At 73.8% G+C, this 16,614-nt stretch carries 12 protein-coding genes; 8 read left to right on the forward strand and 4 right to left on the reverse strand.

The window, feature by feature from the left end:
* Positions 1–9: 9 nt before the first annotated feature.
* Positions 10–300, reverse strand: coding sequence for a chorismate mutase (locus tag ABD976_RS05230; RefSeq protein ID WP_345357940.1), 291 nt, complete (start codon positions 298–300; stop codon positions 10–12).
* Positions 301–541: 241 nt separating this feature from the next.
* Entirely contained in the window at positions 542–1,228 is a 687-nt protein-coding gene (locus ABD976_RS05235; RefSeq protein WP_345357943.1) for a DedA family protein, read from the reverse strand.
* 72 nt (positions 1,229–1,300) lie between these two features.
* Here ABD976_RS05235 and pcrA point away from each other — a divergent pair, with 72 nt between their 5' ends.
* Positions 1,301–3,715, forward strand: a complete 2,415-nt coding sequence (gene pcrA / locus ABD976_RS05240; RefSeq protein WP_345357946.1) for a DNA helicase PcrA — start codon at positions 1,301–1,303, stop codon at positions 3,713–3,715.
* Between the two features lie 295 nt (positions 3,716–4,010).
* Here pcrA and ABD976_RS05245 read toward each other — a convergent pair whose 3' ends face one another.
* Both ABD976_RS05245 and ABD976_RS05250 read right to left on the reverse strand, forming a co-directional pair.
* Positions 4,011–5,672, reverse strand: a complete 1,662-nt coding sequence (locus ABD976_RS05245; RefSeq protein ID WP_345357949.1) for a class I SAM-dependent methyltransferase — start codon at positions 5,670–5,672, stop codon at positions 4,011–4,013.
* Positions 5,673–5,700: 28 nt separating this feature from the next.
* Positions 5,701–6,414, reverse strand: coding sequence for a M23 family metallopeptidase (locus ABD976_RS05250; RefSeq protein WP_345357952.1), 714 nt, complete (start codon positions 6,412–6,414; stop codon positions 5,701–5,703).
* A 611-nt stretch (positions 6,415–7,025) separates the two neighbouring features.
* Here ABD976_RS05250 and ABD976_RS05255 point away from each other — a divergent pair.
* The 7 genes from ABD976_RS05255 (at position 7,026) to purH (ending at position 16,215) form a co-directional block, all read left to right on the forward strand.
* Positions 7,026–8,738, forward strand: a complete 1,713-nt coding sequence (locus ABD976_RS05255) for a hypothetical protein (RefSeq protein ID WP_345357955.1) — start codon at positions 7,026–7,028, stop codon at positions 8,736–8,738.
* Between the two features lie 235 nt (positions 8,739–8,973).
* Positions 8,974–10,140: an ADP-forming succinate--CoA ligase subunit beta gene (gene sucC, locus ABD976_RS05260; RefSeq protein WP_345357958.1), complete on the forward strand. Its 1,167-nt coding sequence runs from the start codon at positions 8,974–8,976 to the stop codon at positions 10,138–10,140.
* A 5-nt stretch (positions 10,141–10,145) separates the two neighbouring features.
* The gene (gene sucD / locus ABD976_RS05265; RefSeq protein WP_345357961.1) at positions 10,146–11,030 is read left to right on the forward strand and encodes a succinate--CoA ligase subunit alpha; all 885 of its coding nucleotides are present in this window, start codon (positions 10,146–10,148) and stop codon (positions 11,028–11,030) included.
* A 320-nt stretch (positions 11,031–11,350) separates the two neighbouring features.
* Positions 11,351–12,223, forward strand: coding sequence for a DUF5336 domain-containing protein (locus ABD976_RS05270; protein ID WP_345357964.1), 873 nt, complete (start codon positions 11,351–11,353; stop codon positions 12,221–12,223).
* Between the two features lie 129 nt (positions 12,224–12,352).
* Positions 12,353–13,597 (forward strand): cell division protein PerM, encoded by a 1,245-nt coding sequence (locus tag ABD976_RS05275; protein ID WP_345357966.1) that lies wholly within the window; start codon positions 12,353–12,355, stop codon positions 13,595–13,597.
* 402 nt (positions 13,598–13,999) lie between these two features.
* On the forward strand, positions 14,000–14,653 hold the full coding sequence (gene purN, locus ABD976_RS05280; RefSeq protein ID WP_345358736.1) for a phosphoribosylglycinamide formyltransferase: 654 nt from the start codon (positions 14,000–14,002) through the stop codon (positions 14,651–14,653).
* Positions 14,650–16,215, forward strand: a complete 1,566-nt coding sequence (gene purH / locus ABD976_RS05285; protein ID WP_345357969.1) for a bifunctional phosphoribosylaminoimidazolecarboxamide formyltransferase/IMP cyclohydrolase — start codon at positions 14,650–14,652, stop codon at positions 16,213–16,215. The genes purN and purH overlap by 4 nt, the downstream gene beginning before the upstream one ends.
* The last annotated feature ends 399 nt before the right edge of the window (positions 16,216–16,614 follow it).

Here is a 16,614-nt window from a genome sequence, read left to right on the forward strand (position 1 = left end):
GCGGGTCGGTCAGCCGAGGCGGCCGCGGCCGAGGCGCAGCAGGATCATCGCGAGCTCGCGTCCCTCGGCGCCCAGCTCGCGGTAGCGGGCCAGCACGTCCATCTCGCGGTTGTAGACGATGCGCGGACCACCGGCGGCCATCCGCGCCCGGCCGACCTCCTGGGAGACCTCGGCGCGGCGCTTGACCAGACGCAGGATCTCCGCGTCCAGGTGGTCGATCTCCTGGCGGAAGCCGTCGATCGCGGCGGCGGCTTCCTCGGCGTCGGACTTCGGCTGGTCACCGTCCACGGTGGCGTTCATCGGGCGTTGTCCTCCGGCTCGTCGGCCCCGTCCCGGCCCGGATGCGCGAAACGCCCCGAGTCCGCGGACTCCGGGGCGTCGTAGTAATCGTGTGTGCTCACGCTGCCACGGGCGCCGGAGTCCGGGGCCCGTAGAAAAACTCGTACATCCGCGTCAGCACCCCACCAGTCTGCCACAGCACCGCGAGGCGGGGCCATCAGGTGAGGCGGCTCTCCCACCTGCTGGACGCGCCCCGCGCCGGTCAGCCGACCGGGGTGCGCCGGGCGGCGCGCTGCCTGCGCAGCGCGCGGACCAGGAGCACTCCCGCCGCGACCACCCCGGCACCGGTGACCACCGCGGCGGCCCAGCCGTAGCCGATCGCCTCGGCCGCCTGCCCGAGGAGCAGCGAGGCGGTGGTGTGCACCGAGGCCCACAGCAGCGAGCCGATCACCGCGGGAACCAGGAAGCGGGCGAACGGCATCCGCAGCGAGCCGATCACCGCGGGAACCAGGGAGTGCACCACGGCGACGAACCGGAGCGTGATCAGCGCGCGGCCGCCGGTGTCCCGGACCACCGCCTCGGCGGTCTCCCAGCGGGCGGCGCCGATCGCCCGGCCGACCCGGCTGCCGCGCAGTCCCGGCCCCAGCCCCCGGCCCAGCCAGTAGCCGCCGACCTGCCCGAGCAGGCTGCCCAGCGCCGCGGCCGCCACCACCAGCAGCGCCCAGCGGGGCCCGAGCGCGATCGCCCCGAGCAGCAGCACCGCCTCGCCGGGCACCACCAGCCCCACGAACAACGACGCCTCCAGGGCGATCACCGCGCACAGCGCCGCCGCGCACGCCCACGGGTCGAGCGCCGCCGCGCTCGCCACCAGGTCGGTCAGGAACGCGTCGAGGCGCCCGATCCACTCCACCACGCGCCCCACCGTCGTCGCCGCCGCGGACCGGGACATCCGGGGCGATCCCCGAGGCGTCCCGGAGGAACGCGCGGGCCCGTCGGGGGCGACCGGTAACGTGGAAGGACGATGAGCACCCTCTTCGACCTCCCGCAGGGTTCCGACGGCACTCCCGGCTCCGGGTCCGGTGGCTCCGACTCAGGTGAATCGCTGCTCACCGGGCTGAACCCGCAGCAGCGCGCGGCGGTCGTGCACACCGGCGGCCCGCTGCTGGTGGTGGCGGGCGCGGGCTCCGGCAAGACCCGGGTGCTCACGCACCGCATCGCCTACCAGCTCGAACGCGGCGCGCACCCCGGGCAGATCATGGCGATCACCTTCACCAACAAGGCCGCCGCCGAGATGAAGGAGCGGGTGGCCGCGCTCGTCGGCAGGCGGGCCGGGGCGATGTGGGTGTCGACCTTCCACTCGATGTGCGTGCGGATCATCCGCCGCGAGGCCAAGACCCTCGGGCTGTCGTCGAACTTCTCGATCTACGACGGCGACGACTCGCGCCGGTTGATCACGCTGGTGGCGCGGGAGCTGGAGCTGGACTCCAAGCGGTACCCGGCGCGGACCCTCGCGGTGCAGATCTCGAACCTCAAGAACGAGCTGATCGGGCCGGAGGAGGCCGCCGAGCAGGCGGGCAACGACGTCGAGCGCAAGGCCGCGCAGGTCTACGCGACCTACCAGCGGCGGCTGGCCGAGTCGCAGGCGATGGACTTCGACGACCTGATCATGCGCACCGTCGAGCTGCTGCGCGACCACCCGGCGGTGGCCGAGCACTACCGCAGGCGGTTCCGGCACGTGCTGGTCGACGAGTACCAGGACACCAACCACGCGCAGTACGTCCTGGTCCGCGAGCTGGTCGGCACCGCGACCACAGACAGCGGCGTGGAACCGGCGGAGCTGTGCGTGGTCGGCGACGCCGACCAGTCGATCTACGCCTTCCGCGGCGCCACCATCCGCAACATCGAGGAGTTCGAGCGGGACTTCCCGCAGGCCACCTCGATCCTGCTGGAGCAGAACTACCGCTCCACCCAGACCATCCTGTCCGCCGCCAACGCGGTGATCCAGCGCAACCCGAACCGGCGGGACAAGCGGCTGTGGAGCGACGCGGGCGACGGCGAGCGGATCGTCGGCTACGTCGCCGACAACGAGCACGACGAGGCCGCGTTCGTGGCGGGCGAGATCGACCGGCTGGTCGACGAGGGCGCCGCGACGTTCAACGACATCGCGGTGTTCTACCGGACCAACAACCAGTCCCGGGTGTTCGAGGAGGTGTTCATCCGGCTGGGCCTGCCGTACCGGGTCGTCGGCGGGGTGCGCTTCTACGAGCGGCGCGAGGTGCGCGACGCGCTGGCCTACCTGCGGGTGCTGGACAACCCGGAGGACACGGTGAGCCTGCGCCGCATCCTCAACGTGCCCAAGCGGGGCATCGGCGACCGGGCCGAGGCCGTGGTCGCCGCGCACGCCGAGCAGGAGCGGATCTCGTTCGCGGCGGCGCTGCGGGAGGCCGCCGAGGGCCGCGCCTCGCTGCTCGGCACCCGCGCGCGGCGGGCCGTCGCGGAGTTCACCGCGCTGCTCGACGAGCTGCACGCGGTGGCGGCGGAGTCCGACGTGGCCGAGGTGCTGGAAGCGATCCTGGAGCGCACCGGCTACCGGGGCGAGCTGGAGGCCAGCGACGACCCGCAGGACGCCACCCGGGTGGAGAACCTGACCGAGCTGGTCACGGTGGCCCGGGAGTTCGTCGAGGCCCGCGCCGGCGCGCCCGCGGGCGAGGCGTCCGAGGACGCCGAAGCCGCGCTCACCGAGCCGGAACCCGAGGGCCTGCCCGCCGACGACTCGCTGTCGGCGTTCCTGGAGCGGGTGTCGCTGGTGGCCGACGCGGACTCGCTGCCCGAGTCCGGCGACGGCGTGGTGACGCTGATGACGCTGCACACCGCGAAGGGCCTGGAGTTCCCGGTGGTGTTCAGCAGCGGCTGGGAGGACGGCGTCTTCCCGCACAACCGCGCGCTGGGCGATCCGGCGGAGCTGGCCGAGGAGCGGCGGTTGGCCTACGTCGGCATCACCCGGGCCAGGCAGCGGCTCCACCTGTCGCGGGCGCTGATGCGCTCGGCTTGGGGGCAGCCGATGACCAACCCGGCGTCGCGGTTCCTCGCCGAGATCCCGGAGGAGCTGCTGGACTGGCGCCGCGTCGAGCCGGAACGCGCCGCCCCGCAGGTGCGCAGCACCTGGGGCAGCCGCGGCTTCGACCGCACCGGCGGGGATTCGGCCCAGGCCGGGGTCGCCGCGCGGGGGATGCGCAGCACCCCGGCGACCGGCTGGAAGGACTCGGTGGCCATCAAGCTCGCCGCGGGCGACCGCGTCACCCACGACAAGTACGGCCTGGGCACGGTGCTGGCCACCGAGGGCGAAGGCCCCCGCGCCACCGCCACCATCGACTTCGGCAGCTCCGGCACGGTCCGCCTGATGCTCATCGGCAGCGTCCCCCTCACCAAGCTCTAACCGGACCGCCGCCACACCAGCCATCACCCGACGGGGAACTGAGTGAGGGGCACCCTTGCCCCAGTAACTTGGGCAAGGGTGCCCCTCACTCAGTGCGCGAACGGGTGGCGTCGGCGTGTCGGGCGGCCGGTGCGGTGTGGTTCAGGTGGGGCGGACGTCCGGGTGCCAGTACCGGCACCACCGGGTCACGCACCCCGGTCGTCGACGCCGGAGCGCAGCTCGCCTCCGGAGCCGGGACGGCCCGGGCCCCCACGAGGACACGCCCCGCCGTCATCCGGCGTGGTGAGGCCAGCGGTCAGAACCGGTAGTGCAGCACGCGGCCCATCCGGCGCAGCGGGGTGATCCGCCCCCAGGCGCGCAGGAAGAGCCGGAACGGCGGGGAGAAGCGGGCGATCTCGGGCGCCTGGTCGAAGGACCACTCCTCGGCGAGTTCCACGCCCGGGACCGGCAGCTCCCGGGGGTCGTCGATGGCCCACCCCAGGCGCGCTCCGGCGGCCACCACGGCGGGGTTGAACCGGCGGGAGAACTCGACGCCCAGGGTGTTGAACGCGTCGAAGATCAGGTGTCCGGCGGGGAAGTGCGCGGTGATCCGGCGCAGCAGCTCGCGTCCGTCCTGTTCGGACAGGTACATGGTGAGCCCCTCGGCGACCACCAGCACCGGCCGGTCGCCGGGAATTCCCCGCAGCAGCGCGGGATCGGTGACCGACGAGCCGACGGCGCGGTACCCGGGCGCGTCCACCGGCAGCACCGCGCGGCGCAGCGCGATCACGTCGGGGTGGTCGACGTCGTACCACGCGACGTCGGCGGGCGGGTCGATCCGCTCGTACCGGGCGTCGAGGCCGCAGCCCAGGTGCAGCACGGTCATCCCCGGCCGCAGCGCCCGCCGCACCTCGCGGTCCAGGGCCTGCGCGCGGATCGCGACCGACGCGGGATTGCGGTCCAGCTTCCGGAACCGGTCGAAGTCGTAGTCCAGCCGCCGCACCGCGCGTTCGGCCCACCGGTCGCCGAGGATCGGGTCGGCGCCGCGGGCGTCCAGGGCGCGCAGCCGCAGGGTGGCGAGCATGGTCTCCGGGGCGCCGCGCAGCGACACCGGTCGCCGCTCGCGCTCGAAGGCCAGCCGCAGCACCCGGAACCCGTCGCGCGGACCGGGCAGCGCGCTGGCCACCCGCGCGGCGACCCGCGACCCGATCGGGAGCCGGTCCAGCTCCGGCCGGGTCGTCATCCGGACCTGGTGCAGCAGGCGCAGTCCCGGCACCCGCGCGGTCAGCTCGCGCGGATCGCCGAGGCCCCAGCGGAACGTCGTGCCGGTCTGGCGCAGCGCCGACACCCGGTGCGCCAGGGCCACCACCCAGGGGTGGATCACGTCGAGGACGATCTCACCGCGCGGGAAGCGGGTGCTGATCCGGCGCAGCAGCGCGAGCACGTCCGCCTCGTCCAGGTACGGCGCGAGCCCTTCGGCCAGCACCAGCACCGGGCGGTCGGCGGGCACCTCGGCGAACCAGTCCGGGTCGGTGACCGAGGCGGCGAGCAGGTGGTGGTCCGCGCCGCGCGGCGGCTCGCCGAACACCCGGCGCCGCAGCGCGATGACCTCGGGCTGGTCCACGTCGTACCAGCGCACCCCGGGCGGGACGGTGACCCGCCAGGCCCGCGCGTCCAGGCCGCAGCCCAGGTTGAGCACGACGGCGTCGGGGTGCGCGGCGAGGAACCGCTCGGTCCGCTCGTCGAACAGCTTCGCGCGCAGCGCGGTGAACACCGCGCCGGTGCCGCTCATCCCGGTGTCGCCGAGGTCCTCGCCGAGCCGGTCGGCCACCCGCGCGGCCTCGGCGTCGCCGAGCACCGGACGCGCCGAGCGGTGGTCCAGGGCCCGCGCGTGGAGGGTGCTGAGCAGGGTGCGCTGCACGGCGTCGAACTGCACGGCGCCTAGCTGCTCCGGGCCGAGCTGCTTCGGATCGGTCACCCGATCACGTTACTGCGCGGCGGGCGGATCAGGAGACGGAGACGCCCTTCTCCTCCATCCACGGCAGCGGGTTGATCTTCTTGCCGCTGGCGTTCCAGATCTCGAAGTGCAGGTGGGTGCCGGTGGAGAAGCCCCGGTTGCCCATGGTGGCGATCTGGTCGCCCGCCTGCACCCGGTCGCCGACGTCGGCGGTGATGGTGTTGATGTGGCCGTAGACGCTGATCGTGCCGTCGTCGTGCTGGACCCGGACCCACATGCCGAAGCCGCTCGCCGGCCCGGCTTCGATCACCACGCCGTCGGCGAAGGAGACGATCGGGGTGCCCTTGGAGTTGGCGATGTCGATGCCGTAGTGGGTGGTGCCCCAGCGGCCGCCGAACCCGGAGGTGAACCAGCCTTCCGCGGGGACCACGTACTTCGGCCGCGCCGCCTCCTTCTCGGCGGCGATGCGGGCGGCCTCGGCGGCGGCGCGCTCCTCGGCGAGGCGGGTGCTCTTGGCGAGCTTCTCGACCTCGGAGTTGCTGTCGGTGGCGTGCGCGACGGGCAGCACCTCGGGCGTGCTGCCGCCACCCATGCCTTCGTAGGTGACGTCGTCCGCGGCGCTGCCGAAGGAGGCCGACGCGCCCTGCGGGTCGAATTCGTCGTGATCGGTGGCCGCGTGCCCTTCACCCGCCGCGATGGACTGGCCCGCGGCGGCGAAGGCGCCCGCGGCCACGGCGGCCACGACCACGCGGCCGCGCCACACCGATGCGGTGGATGGTGCTTTCCGGCCGCGCTGCGCGTCGGGGGACGCTGCCAGGACCGGAGAAGGTCGTTCGCCGCTGGGGGAGCGGTGCTGAGACAAGGCCTGCCCTTCCGCCTCGGGGAGTCCGATCACGACGTCGGACGGGGGATCCGACTACCGGTCGGGGAACCGGCGTTGACTTTCGTGATCAGACCGTGACAACGGACCGGAGGACAGTAACCAAGCTGATCCCCTAGGGGCAAATCCCGGATCGTGGCCCCGCGGACACGGGGAGTGGTCGGCGGTGGTGGTGGTCCGCCGGTCGTCCGGCGCGCGGCGGGGCCGGGGCCGCGCGGCAGGGATGTGCACTGCCTGCGACTACGTGATCGGAGGTCGGGGGCCCGGTGGTACCAGGAGGCCCCGACAGGTGCCTCGATCCAGATACCCGCGAGTAAGGAGTTGTGGCGCAGATCACATACAAAGAGCCGCTTGATGGGCAACCTGACGTGCTCCGTTCGGGTGCGATCACCTCAGGGTGACCATCGAGTCCCTCTCCCGTGCGTGCGATTCCCCCGTCCGCGTGCCCCCTCGGGGTGTCCGTCCGCTCCGCGCGGGTTGCTAGCGTCGGCGCGGTGACTGCGCGGCCAAGCCCCACGTCCGGCGGTGCACCGGCGACAGCCGTGGCGCCGCGGTCCACTCCGTCCTCCCGGCTGACCGCGGCGCTGGTGATCGCCGCCGCCGGAGCCCTGCTGGTGGGCCTCGGGCCGCTGCTCGGCCTGGTCTCCGCCGAGTCCTCGGCGGCCTTCACGGCCTGGCCGGCGCTCCTCGTGCTGGCCCTGCTGCCGCCCGCGCTGGCCCTCGCGCTGCTGCGCACCGGCCGGTCCACCGCCGCGTCCGCGGTGCTGGTCGGCGCCGCCGCCCTCGCCCCCGGTCGCCTCGCCCTGGACGTCCAGTTCCTGGTCGACGCCGGGCTGGCGGCCCGGCCGGAACTGCTCCGGCTGGAGGTGCTCGACGCGGGAGCGCCCGGGGTCGGTCTGTGGCTGCTGCTGGCCGGGCACGTCGCGGCGCTGGTCGCCGGGGTGCTCGCGGCCGGCGAGCGCGGTGACGAGGAGACCGCGAGCGGGCCGCTCGCCCTCGGCCTGCTCGCCGGCGTGCTCGGGGCGGTCGGCGTGCTGCTGACCCCGTTCACCTCCGCCGATCCCTTCCTGCTGCCGCGCGCCGCGCTGGACTCCCCGGTCGCGGTGCTGGTCGGCGGCCTGCTGCTGGCCGTCGCGCTGCCCACCACCGCCGCCTACGCCGGGGGCTCGGGCGACCGGGAGTTCGCCCGGGGCGGCCTGCTCGGCCTCGCCGCCGCGCTGGCCGCGGTCGTGCTGCCCCCGCTGCTCGCGGTCGCGGCGCTGCCGACCGCCGGGATCACCACCGGTCCGCTGCTGGGCCTCGGCGCGGTGGTCGCCCTGGCGGTGCTGGCGTGGGCGCCGCGCCGCACCGCCGACGCCGGCGACGACCTCCGGCTGCCCGCGCTGACCCGGCTGCACCGCACGGCCGGTCTGCTGGCGCTGGTGGCGGGAGCGCTCGCGGTGGTCGGCGCGCTGACCCCGCTGCTGCGGATGCCCGCCGGGCTGAGCGACCCCACCGAGTACCCGGGCCGGATGCTGTGGCCCGCCGGGCTGGTGCTGGTCGCGGTCGGTGCGGCGCTGCAGCTGCGCTCCGCCGCGCGGGTGCGGCCGGTGCTGGCGGCGGTCTGGGCCGTGGTGCCGATGGCCGCGGCGGGCGCGCTCGGCTCGGTGTTCGCCGGGCTCCAGGTCGGTGCCCGGGCCGGGGCGGGCGCGTGGGCCGCCGGCCTCGCCGTGGTCCCGGCCGCCGCCGCCGTGGTGGTCGCCGCGGTGGCCGGGGCGGTGGAGCGCGACGACGTGGACCTCACCGAGATCGCGATGCGCCGCGCGGTGCTGGTGCCCGTCCTGGTGGCGCTGGTCCCGGCCGCCGGTGCGTTCGCGTTCCCGGTGCTCACCGCGCCCGGGTACGCCCCGCCGGGGATCTTCACCGACTTCGACACCGCGTCCTGGGGCCTGGTGGTCGGCCTGGTCGCCGTCGTCGGCGCCGCGGTGCTCGCCCCGATGTGCCGACCGCCGCGCGCGGCGGCGCTGCTGGCCGGTGCGGCGCTGGTCGTGGCGGTCCGGGTCGCCGAGCTGCCGATCACCGCCGGTCGCGTCGACGGATCGTCCCCGGGGATCGGGACGTGGTGCGGGCTCGCCGCGATCGTCGTGCTGCTGGTCGCCGCGGCGGTGGCCGGGCGGCGACCGGAATCGGGCGGAATCGGGGCGGACCGGACCTCGCGGCGGTGGTGAATTGCGCGCCGACCGAGGTCCGAAAAGGCGTGCGAAAACCACTGCCCGTGATAGGGAATTGCTGTTCTGTTCGTCACCAGGGACCCCGGAGGGCGAGGGCTCGACCCTGCTCCTGACGTGTCCACCTGCGGAAAAGCGCTGCTCACGTGAGGCAGTTCACCGGGTGCGGCGCCCCGCGCGTCATCGCAGGTCGATATCGTCACCGGGTCCGACACCGACGTCGCAGGAGACTCGAGTGGACCTGTACGAGTACCAGGCGAAGGAGCTCTTCGCCTCCCACGGAGTGCCGACGCTGCCCGGCTCCGTGGCCACCGACCCGCAAGGGGCCAAGGCAGTCGCCGAGGAATTGGGCGGGCCCGTAGTAGTCAAGGCCCAGGTCAAGACCGGGGGCCGTGGCAAGGCCGGCGGCGTGAAGCTGGCCGAGAACCCGGACGAGGCGCAGACCAAGGCCGAGGCCATCCTCGGGCTGGACATCAAGGGCCACGTCACCCGCAAGGTCCTGGTCACCGTCGCGTCCGACATCGCCGACGAGTACTACTTCTCCTTCCTGCTGGACCGCGCCAACCGGAACTTCCTGGCGATGGCGTCGGTCGAGGGCGGCATGGAGATCGAGGAAGTCGCCGCCACCAAGCCGGAGGCGCTGGCCAAGGTCGCCATCGACCCGATCCAGGGCGTCGACGCCACCAAGGCGCGCGAGATCGTCGAGGCCGCGAAGTTCCCGGCCGAGATCGCCGACCAGGTCGCCGACATCATCGTCCAGCTCTGGGACACCTTCGTCGCCGAGGACGCGACCCTCGTCGAGATCAACCCGCTGGTCAAGGACCCGCAGGGCAAGGTGCTCGCGCTCGACGGCAAGGTCACCCTCGACGAGAACGCCTCCTTCCGCCAGCCCGCGCACGCCGAGCTGGTCGACAAGGAAGCCGAGGACCCGCTGGAGGCCAAGGCCAAGGCGAAGGACCTCAACTACGTCAAGCTGGACGGCCAGGTCGGCATCATCGGCAACGGCGCCGGACTCGTCATGTCCACCTTGGACGTCGTCGCCTACGCCGGTGAGGCCCACCAGGGCGTCAAGCCGGCGAACTTCCTGGACATCGGCGGCGGCGCGTCCGCCGAGGTGATGGCCGCGGGCCTCGACGTGATCCTGGGCGACCCGGACGTCAAGTCGGTGTTCGTCAACGTCTTCGGCGGCATCACCGCCTGCGACGCGGTGGCCAACGGCATCGTCCAGGCGCTGGAGATCCTGGGCGACGAGGCCACCAAGCCGCTGGTCGTCCGCCTCGACGGCAACAACGTCGAGGAAGGCCGTCGCATCCTGGCCGAGGCGAACCACCCGGTCGTGACGATGGTCGACACCATGGACGGCGCGGCCGACAAGGCCGCCGAGCTGGCTGCGGGGGCGTGAGACCGATGGCTATCTTCCTCAACGAGAACAGCAAGGTCATCGTCCAGGGCATCACCGGCTCCGAGGGCACCAAGCACACCGCCCGGATGCTGCGCTCCGGCACCAACATCGTCGGCGGGGTGAACGCCCGCAAGGCCGGGCAGACCGTCGAGATCGAGGGCAAGGAGCTCACGGTCTTCGGCAGCGTCGGCGAGGCGATGAAGGAGACCGGCGCCGACGTGTCGGTCGTCTTCGTGCCGCCGAAGTTCGCCAAGGACGCCGTGATCGAGGCGATCGACGCCGAGATCGGCCTCGCCGTGGTCATCACCGAGGGCATCCCGGTGCACGACTCGGCGTACTTCTGGGCGCACGCCTGCGCCACCGGCAACAAGACCCGGATCATCGGGCCGAACTGCCCCGGCATCATCTCGCCCGGCAAGTCCAACGCGGGCATCATCCCGGCCGACATCACCGGCGAGGGCAAGATCGGCCTGGTGTCCAAGTCGGGCACGCTGACCTACCAGATGATGTACGAGCTGCGCGACATCGGCTTCTCCTCCTGCGTCGGCATCGGCGGTGACCCGATCATCGGCACCACCCACATCGACGCGCTCCAGGCGTTCCAGGACGACCCGGAGACCGAGGCCATCGTGATGATCGGTGAGATCGGCGGCGACGCCGAGGAGCGCGCGGCCGAGTACATCAAGGCCAACATCACCAAGCCGGTCGTCGGCTACGTCGCGGGCTTCACCGCGCCGGAGGGCAAGACGATGGGCCACGCGGGCGCGATCGTCTCCGGTTCGTCGGGCACCGCCCAGGCGAAGAAGGAGGCGCTGGAGGCCGCGGGCGTCAAGGTCGGCAAGACGCCGAGCGAGACCGCCGGGCTGATGCGTTCGATCATCAAGGGCTGAACGCCACCGTTCGAGCCGTTGTCGGGGGCCGGGCACCTGGATCAGGTGTCCGGCCCCCGCCTGCTGTCCGGGCCCCGGAGCGAGGCGCCCCCGACCTCGCTCCGCCGAGGTCCCGCTTCCGCGCAGCTCGTGCTGAGCAGTCCTTAAGCCCGCTGAAACGATCACTTCCGGACACGCCGGACGCGGTCCGATACCGTCGAAAACCGGCCCCCAATACCCCGAGGAGTCCGAGAACCATGTCCTACCCACCGCCCCCGTCCGGACCGAAACCGGCGGCCTCATCCGGATTCAGGAAGGACCTCGACGGGATCCTGCTGCTGGTGGCGGCCGGCGCCGGCGTGGTCGGCTACCTGATCGGCTTCTTCAGCGACACCGCGGGCGTGCTCGTCGGCGGGATGACGGGGTTCTCCTCGATCGTCGCCGCCGCGCTGGCGGGCATCCGGTTGCTGCCCAAGGCGCCGGACACGCTGTACTGGGCCGCCCCGCTGGCGGTCTACGGGATGTTCGCGCACCTCCAGGACCTCGTGCGCGGTGCCTCCGGCGGCATCGTGGTGGTGCTCCTGCTGCTCCAGATCGCCCAGGCCGGTGCGCTGGTGGCGCTGCTGCTGTTCGAGCAGGGCCTGGTCAAGCGCCCCGGTGCGCGCGGTGAACCGGGGACGACCCGGGTGCCCGCCTCGGCGACCGGACCGCACCCGTGGAACAGCGGCCCCGGCTCCGGCCAGTTCGCGCAGCAGCCCGGCGGCCCGCAGACCGGACCCCAGCAGACGGGGCCGCAGCAGACGGGACCCCAGCAGACGGGGCCGCAGCAGACGGGGCCGCAGCAGTCCGGGCCCCAGTCGGGCGGGCCCCAGCAGGGTGGTCCGCAGACCGGGCCGCAGCCGGGCGCCCCGCAGCAGGGCGGCCAGCAGGGTGGTCAGCCGCCGATCCCACCGCCGCCGTGGAACCAGCAGCCCGGCGGCTGGAACCCGGGCTCGAACCCGCCCGGCGCGCCGCAGCAGGGCCAACCGGCCCCGTTCCCGCCCGGCCAGCCGCCCCAGGGCCAGCCCGCGCAGGGCCAGCCCCCGCAGGGCCAGCCCCCGCAGGGTCAGCCCGCGCAAGGTCAGCAGGGCCAAGGCCAGCAGTCCCAGGGCGGGCAGTCCGGCGGTCCGTCCGGCACCCAGAAGATGCCGCACCCCGGCGGTTCCGGCTTCTGATCCACCTCCGCACGCGCGGTCGAGCCCGCTCGGCCGCGCGTGCGCGCGTTCGGGGCGGAGTCGCCCGATGGGCGGATGCGGCGGCGTGTTGCGGGCGGTCCGCTGCGAGCCCGGTGCGACATTCGCCGCGTGTCGCTGCTCGCCCAGATCCCGCACGCCATCGCCGAAATCCCAGGTCGACGGGCCCTCGGTCGCTGGCTGCTGCTCCCGGCCGCGGCGCTGGGCGTGCTGCTGACCGGCTACCTCGGAGTGGTCGGGCTGCTCGCCTTCGCGGTGGCCACCGCCCCCGGCGCGGACGTCGACCTGCCCGCGCTGCTGCTGGTGGCGCTGCCCGGCTGGCTGGCCGCCCACCAGGTGTCGCTGACCATCGACGGCGCCCCGCTGGGCGTCCTCCCGCTGCTGCCCACCTGCGGTCTCGCGCTGCTGGTCGCCGTCGCGGCGGGCGCGCTCGCCCGTCGGCTCCGGCTGCGCCGACCGGACCAGGCGTGGCCGGTGATCGCGGTGTTCGGCGCGGTGCACGCCCTCGCGGGCGTCGCGCTGGCGCTGCTGGTGCGCGGCCCGGTGCAGGCGCTGCCGGTCGACGCCTTGCTGAGCTGCGGGTTGCTCGGCACCGTCGCGGCCACCGCCGGGCTGGCCAACCGCTGCGGCCTGATCTACCTGGTGTGGGGGCGGGTCGAGGCGCACGTGTGGTCGGGCTTGCGGATCGGCGTGCTCGCGCTGGCCGGGGCCCTCGCGGTCGGCGGATCGGTGCTGCTGCTGGCCGTGCTCGTCGCGGCCGGGGAGATGGCCGCGGTGCTGCGCGGTCTCGGCGGACCCGGTGCGGCGATCGGCGCGACCCTGCTCTCGGTGCTCTACGTGCCCAACGCGGTCATCGGGAGCTGGGCGTTCGCCGCGGGCCCCGGCCTGTCGCTGGGCGCCCTGCACGTCCGGCCGGTGCTGTCCACGCCGGGCCCGGTGCCCGATCTGCCGCTGCTGGCGGTGCTGCCCGCCCAGGAGTCCTCGCCCTGGTGGCTGGTGGTCCTCGCCGCCCCGGTCGCGCTCGGCGCGCTGGTCGGCCTCGCGGCGCTGCGGGTGCACGACGACCTCGCTCCCCGGCTGCTGGCCGCGGGGCTGGCCGCCGTCGTGGTGTCGGTCGGAGCGCTGGTGGCCGCCGCGGTCGCGGGCGGGCGGCTGGGCGGCGGCGACTTCGGTCCGGTGTCGCTGCACCCGGGATCGGTGGGCGTGATGACGTTGTTCTGGCTCGCCGTTCCGGCGCTGCTCGTCGCGTGGTTCGGCGAGCCGGCGGCGACGGCGGAGGAACCGGACGTCCCGGAACAGCGCCCGGCCGAGCCCGACGACCCCGACGCCGAACCCCCGGACGCCCGGCCGGACTGAGGACCGCTTTCGCCCATGGCTTGCATGGCGGTGCGGGTAGCGGAATCCCAGGCTCTTCCCGCTGCGGGATCGATGTACCCACGACGTACCCGGCGTCGGCGCTGTCCTCGCGAGAAGACCGCTGAGCGGTCACGTCCGAGCACGGGCCGCGGTGCGAGCTGACGGCCCCACCACATGCGGCTCCGCCGCATTCTGGGAGAACCCCTAGGCGGTACCGCGGGAGCCGCTCGGCGCAGCGAGAAGACCGCCGAGGTTCCGCGCCGGGCAGGCCATCGGTGACAGCGGTCCGCAGCGGGTGCTGAGTGCTGCGCCACCGGCACCTCACCCTGGCGCCACCGCCCCGGCGGTCGACGCATACGCTGCGGGAAGAGATCGTGCCGCGCCCATGTCAGGAGCGAAACGCTGAACCCGAGTACGCCTGGCTCGGAGCCCGACCGGTTCACCACGTCCCGCCCGGCGCGGGTGGTGGTGCTGGTCTCGGGCTCCGGAACCCTCTTGCAGTCCCTGCTGGACGCCACCGCCGCCCCGGACCACCCGGTCCGGATCGTCGCCGTCGGAGCCGACCGCCCGGGCATCGAGGGCTTGGCCCGCGCCGAGCGCGCCGGCCTCCCGACCTTCGTCGAACGGGTCCGGGACCACGCGTCCCGCGAGGAGTGGGACCGCGCGCTGACCGAGGCGTGCGCCGAGCACGAACCCGACCTCGTGGTGTCCGCGGGCTTCATGAAGCTGGTCGGCGCGGATTTCCTCACCCGCTTCGCGGGCCGCTACCTCAACAGCCACCCGGCGCTGCTGCCCTCGTTCCCGGGGATGCACGGCGTGCGGGACGCCTTGGAGCACGGCGTCCGGATCACCGGGTGCACGCTGTTCGTCGTGGACGACGGGGTGGACACCGGGCCGATCCTGGCGCAGGAGGCGGTCGAGGTGCGTCCCGACGACGACGAAGCGAGCCTCCACGAGCGGGTCAAGGCGGTCGAGCGGCGACTGCTGGTGGACACCCTGGAAAAGCTGGCGCTGCACGGCTGGACCGTGCAGGGACGGAAGGTGAGTATCCCGTGACCGCGAATCCCCAGGAGCGCAAGCCGGTCCGCCGCGCCTTGATCGGCGTGTCGGACAAGTCGGGGCTGCTGGAGCTGGCCACCGGGCTGCACGCCGCCGGTGTCGAGATCGTCTCCACCGGTGGCACGGCCCGCACCCTCGCCGACGCGGGCGTGCCGGTGACCCCGGTCGAGGAGCTCACCGGGTTCCCGGAGGCGCTGGACGGCCGGGTCAAGACGCTGCACCCGAGGGTGCACGCCGGGCTGCTGGCCGACGTGCGGCGGCCGGAGCACGCGCAGCAGCTCCGGGACCTCGACATCGCGGCGTTCGAGCTGCTGGTCGTCAACCTCTACCCGTTCGTGCGGACGGTCGCCTCCGGTGCCGCGCAGGACGAGGTCATCGAGCAGATCGACATCGGCGGGCCGGCGATGGTCCGCGCGTCGGCGAAGAACCACGCCAACGTCGCGGTCGTGGTGGACCCGAGCCGCTACGAGTGGGTGCTGGAGCAGGTCCGCGGCGGTGGCTTCACCACGGCCGAGCGGGTGGACCTGGCCGCCGAGGCGTTCCGGCACACCGCGTCCTACGACGTGGCGGTGGCGACCTGGATGAGCAAGGTGCCGACCGGGGACGACTCGGTGTTCCCCGGCTGGATCGGGGAGACCTGGGAGCGCCGCTCCTCGCTGCGCTACGGCGAGAACCCGCACCAGCCCGCCGCGCTGTACGTCTCGGGCGGTGAGGCCACCGGCCTGGCCGCCGCCGCGCAGCTGCACGGCAAGGAGATGTCCTACAACAACTACGTGGACGCCGATGCGGCCTGGCGCGCCGCGCACGACCAGGCCGCCCCGTGCGTCGCGATCATCAAGCACGCCAACCCGTGCGGCATCGCGGTCGCCGACGACCTCGCCGCCGCGCACCGCAAGGCCCACGAGTGCGACCCGGTGAGCGCCTTCGGCGGCGTCATCGCCACCAACCGCGAGGTGTCGGTGGCGATGGCCGAGCAGGTCGCCGAGATCTTCACCGAGGTCGTCGTGGCGCCGGGCTTCGCCGAGGGCGCGGTGGAGGTGCTCAGCCGGAAGAAGAACATCCGCATCCTGACCGCCCAGCCGCCGAGCCCGGGCCGGGTCGAGATGCGCGCGGTGTCCGGCGGTGTCCTGGTGCAGGGCTCGGACGAGCTCGACGCCGAGGGCGATTCCCCGGCGAACTGGACGCTGGCCACCGGCGACCCGGCGGACGAGGCGACGCTGGCGGACCTGGAGTTCGCCTGGCGGTCCTGCCGCGCGGTGAAGTCCAACGCGATCCTGCTGGCCGACGCGGGCGCCACGGTCGGCGTCGGCATGGGCCAGGTCAACCGGGTCGACTCCGCGCGGCTCGCGGTCTCCCGCGCCGGGGACCGCGCCCAGGGCTCGGTGGCCGCGTCCGACGCCTTCTTCCCGTTCGCCGACGGCCTGCAGGTGCTGCTCGACGCGGGCGTGCGGGCGGTGGTGCAGCCGGGCGGTTCGGTCCGCGACGCCGAGGTCACCGCCGCCGCCGAGGCCGCCGGGATCACCCTCTACCTGACGGGCACCCGCCACTTCGCCCACTGACCGAGGTGAGGGGCACCCTGTACCAAGTGACGTGGTACAGGGTGCCCCTCACTCACGTCACGAACGGGTGGCGCGCCCGTCCCGCAGGGTTCTGAGTGAGGGGCACCTGCATCCGGCATAGTCGGATGCAGGTGCCCCTCACCTGCGTGTATGCCACCCGTTCGAGTGGATTCGAACTGACGTTCGCCCGCGCCTTGACGGCGAGGTAGGGCGCGGGGTTTAATCAAGGTGTTCGAACTGAGGTTCGAAGATCGAAGTGGCCGGGTCGGGGTGGTCGCTTCGATCAGGAGCGGCGCTGCGTTGGGTGCAGGCGCAGTGCTGCTCCGCCGCTGTCTTCCCCACGGCGGCGGATGGGTGCCCGGGCCGGGGTCGGGCACCCATGCGGTCGCGATGTGGGGA

Origin of the sequence: Saccharopolyspora cebuensis, assembly GCF_039542665.1 — a bacterium.
GTDB lineage: Bacteria > Actinomycetota > Actinomycetes > Mycobacteriales > Pseudonocardiaceae > Saccharopolyspora > Saccharopolyspora cebuensis.

What these genes read in the sequence shown, in the direction of transcription:
- ABD976_RS05230 (WP_345357940.1), bottom strand. Translation starts at nt 300, where the DNA reads ATGAACGCCACCGTGGACGGTGACCAGCCGAAGTCCGACGCCGAGGAA.
- ABD976_RS05235 (WP_345357943.1), bottom strand. Translation starts at nt 1,228, where the DNA reads ATGTCCCGGTCCGCGGCGGCGACGACGGTGGGGCGCGTGGTGGAGTGG.
- pcrA (WP_345357946.1), top strand. Translation starts at nt 1,301, where the DNA reads ATGAGCACCCTCTTCGACCTCCCGCAGGGTTCCGACGGCACTCCCGGC.
- sucD (WP_345357961.1), top strand. Translation starts at nt 10,146, where the DNA reads ATGGCTATCTTCCTCAACGAGAACAGCAAGGTCATCGTCCAGGGCATC.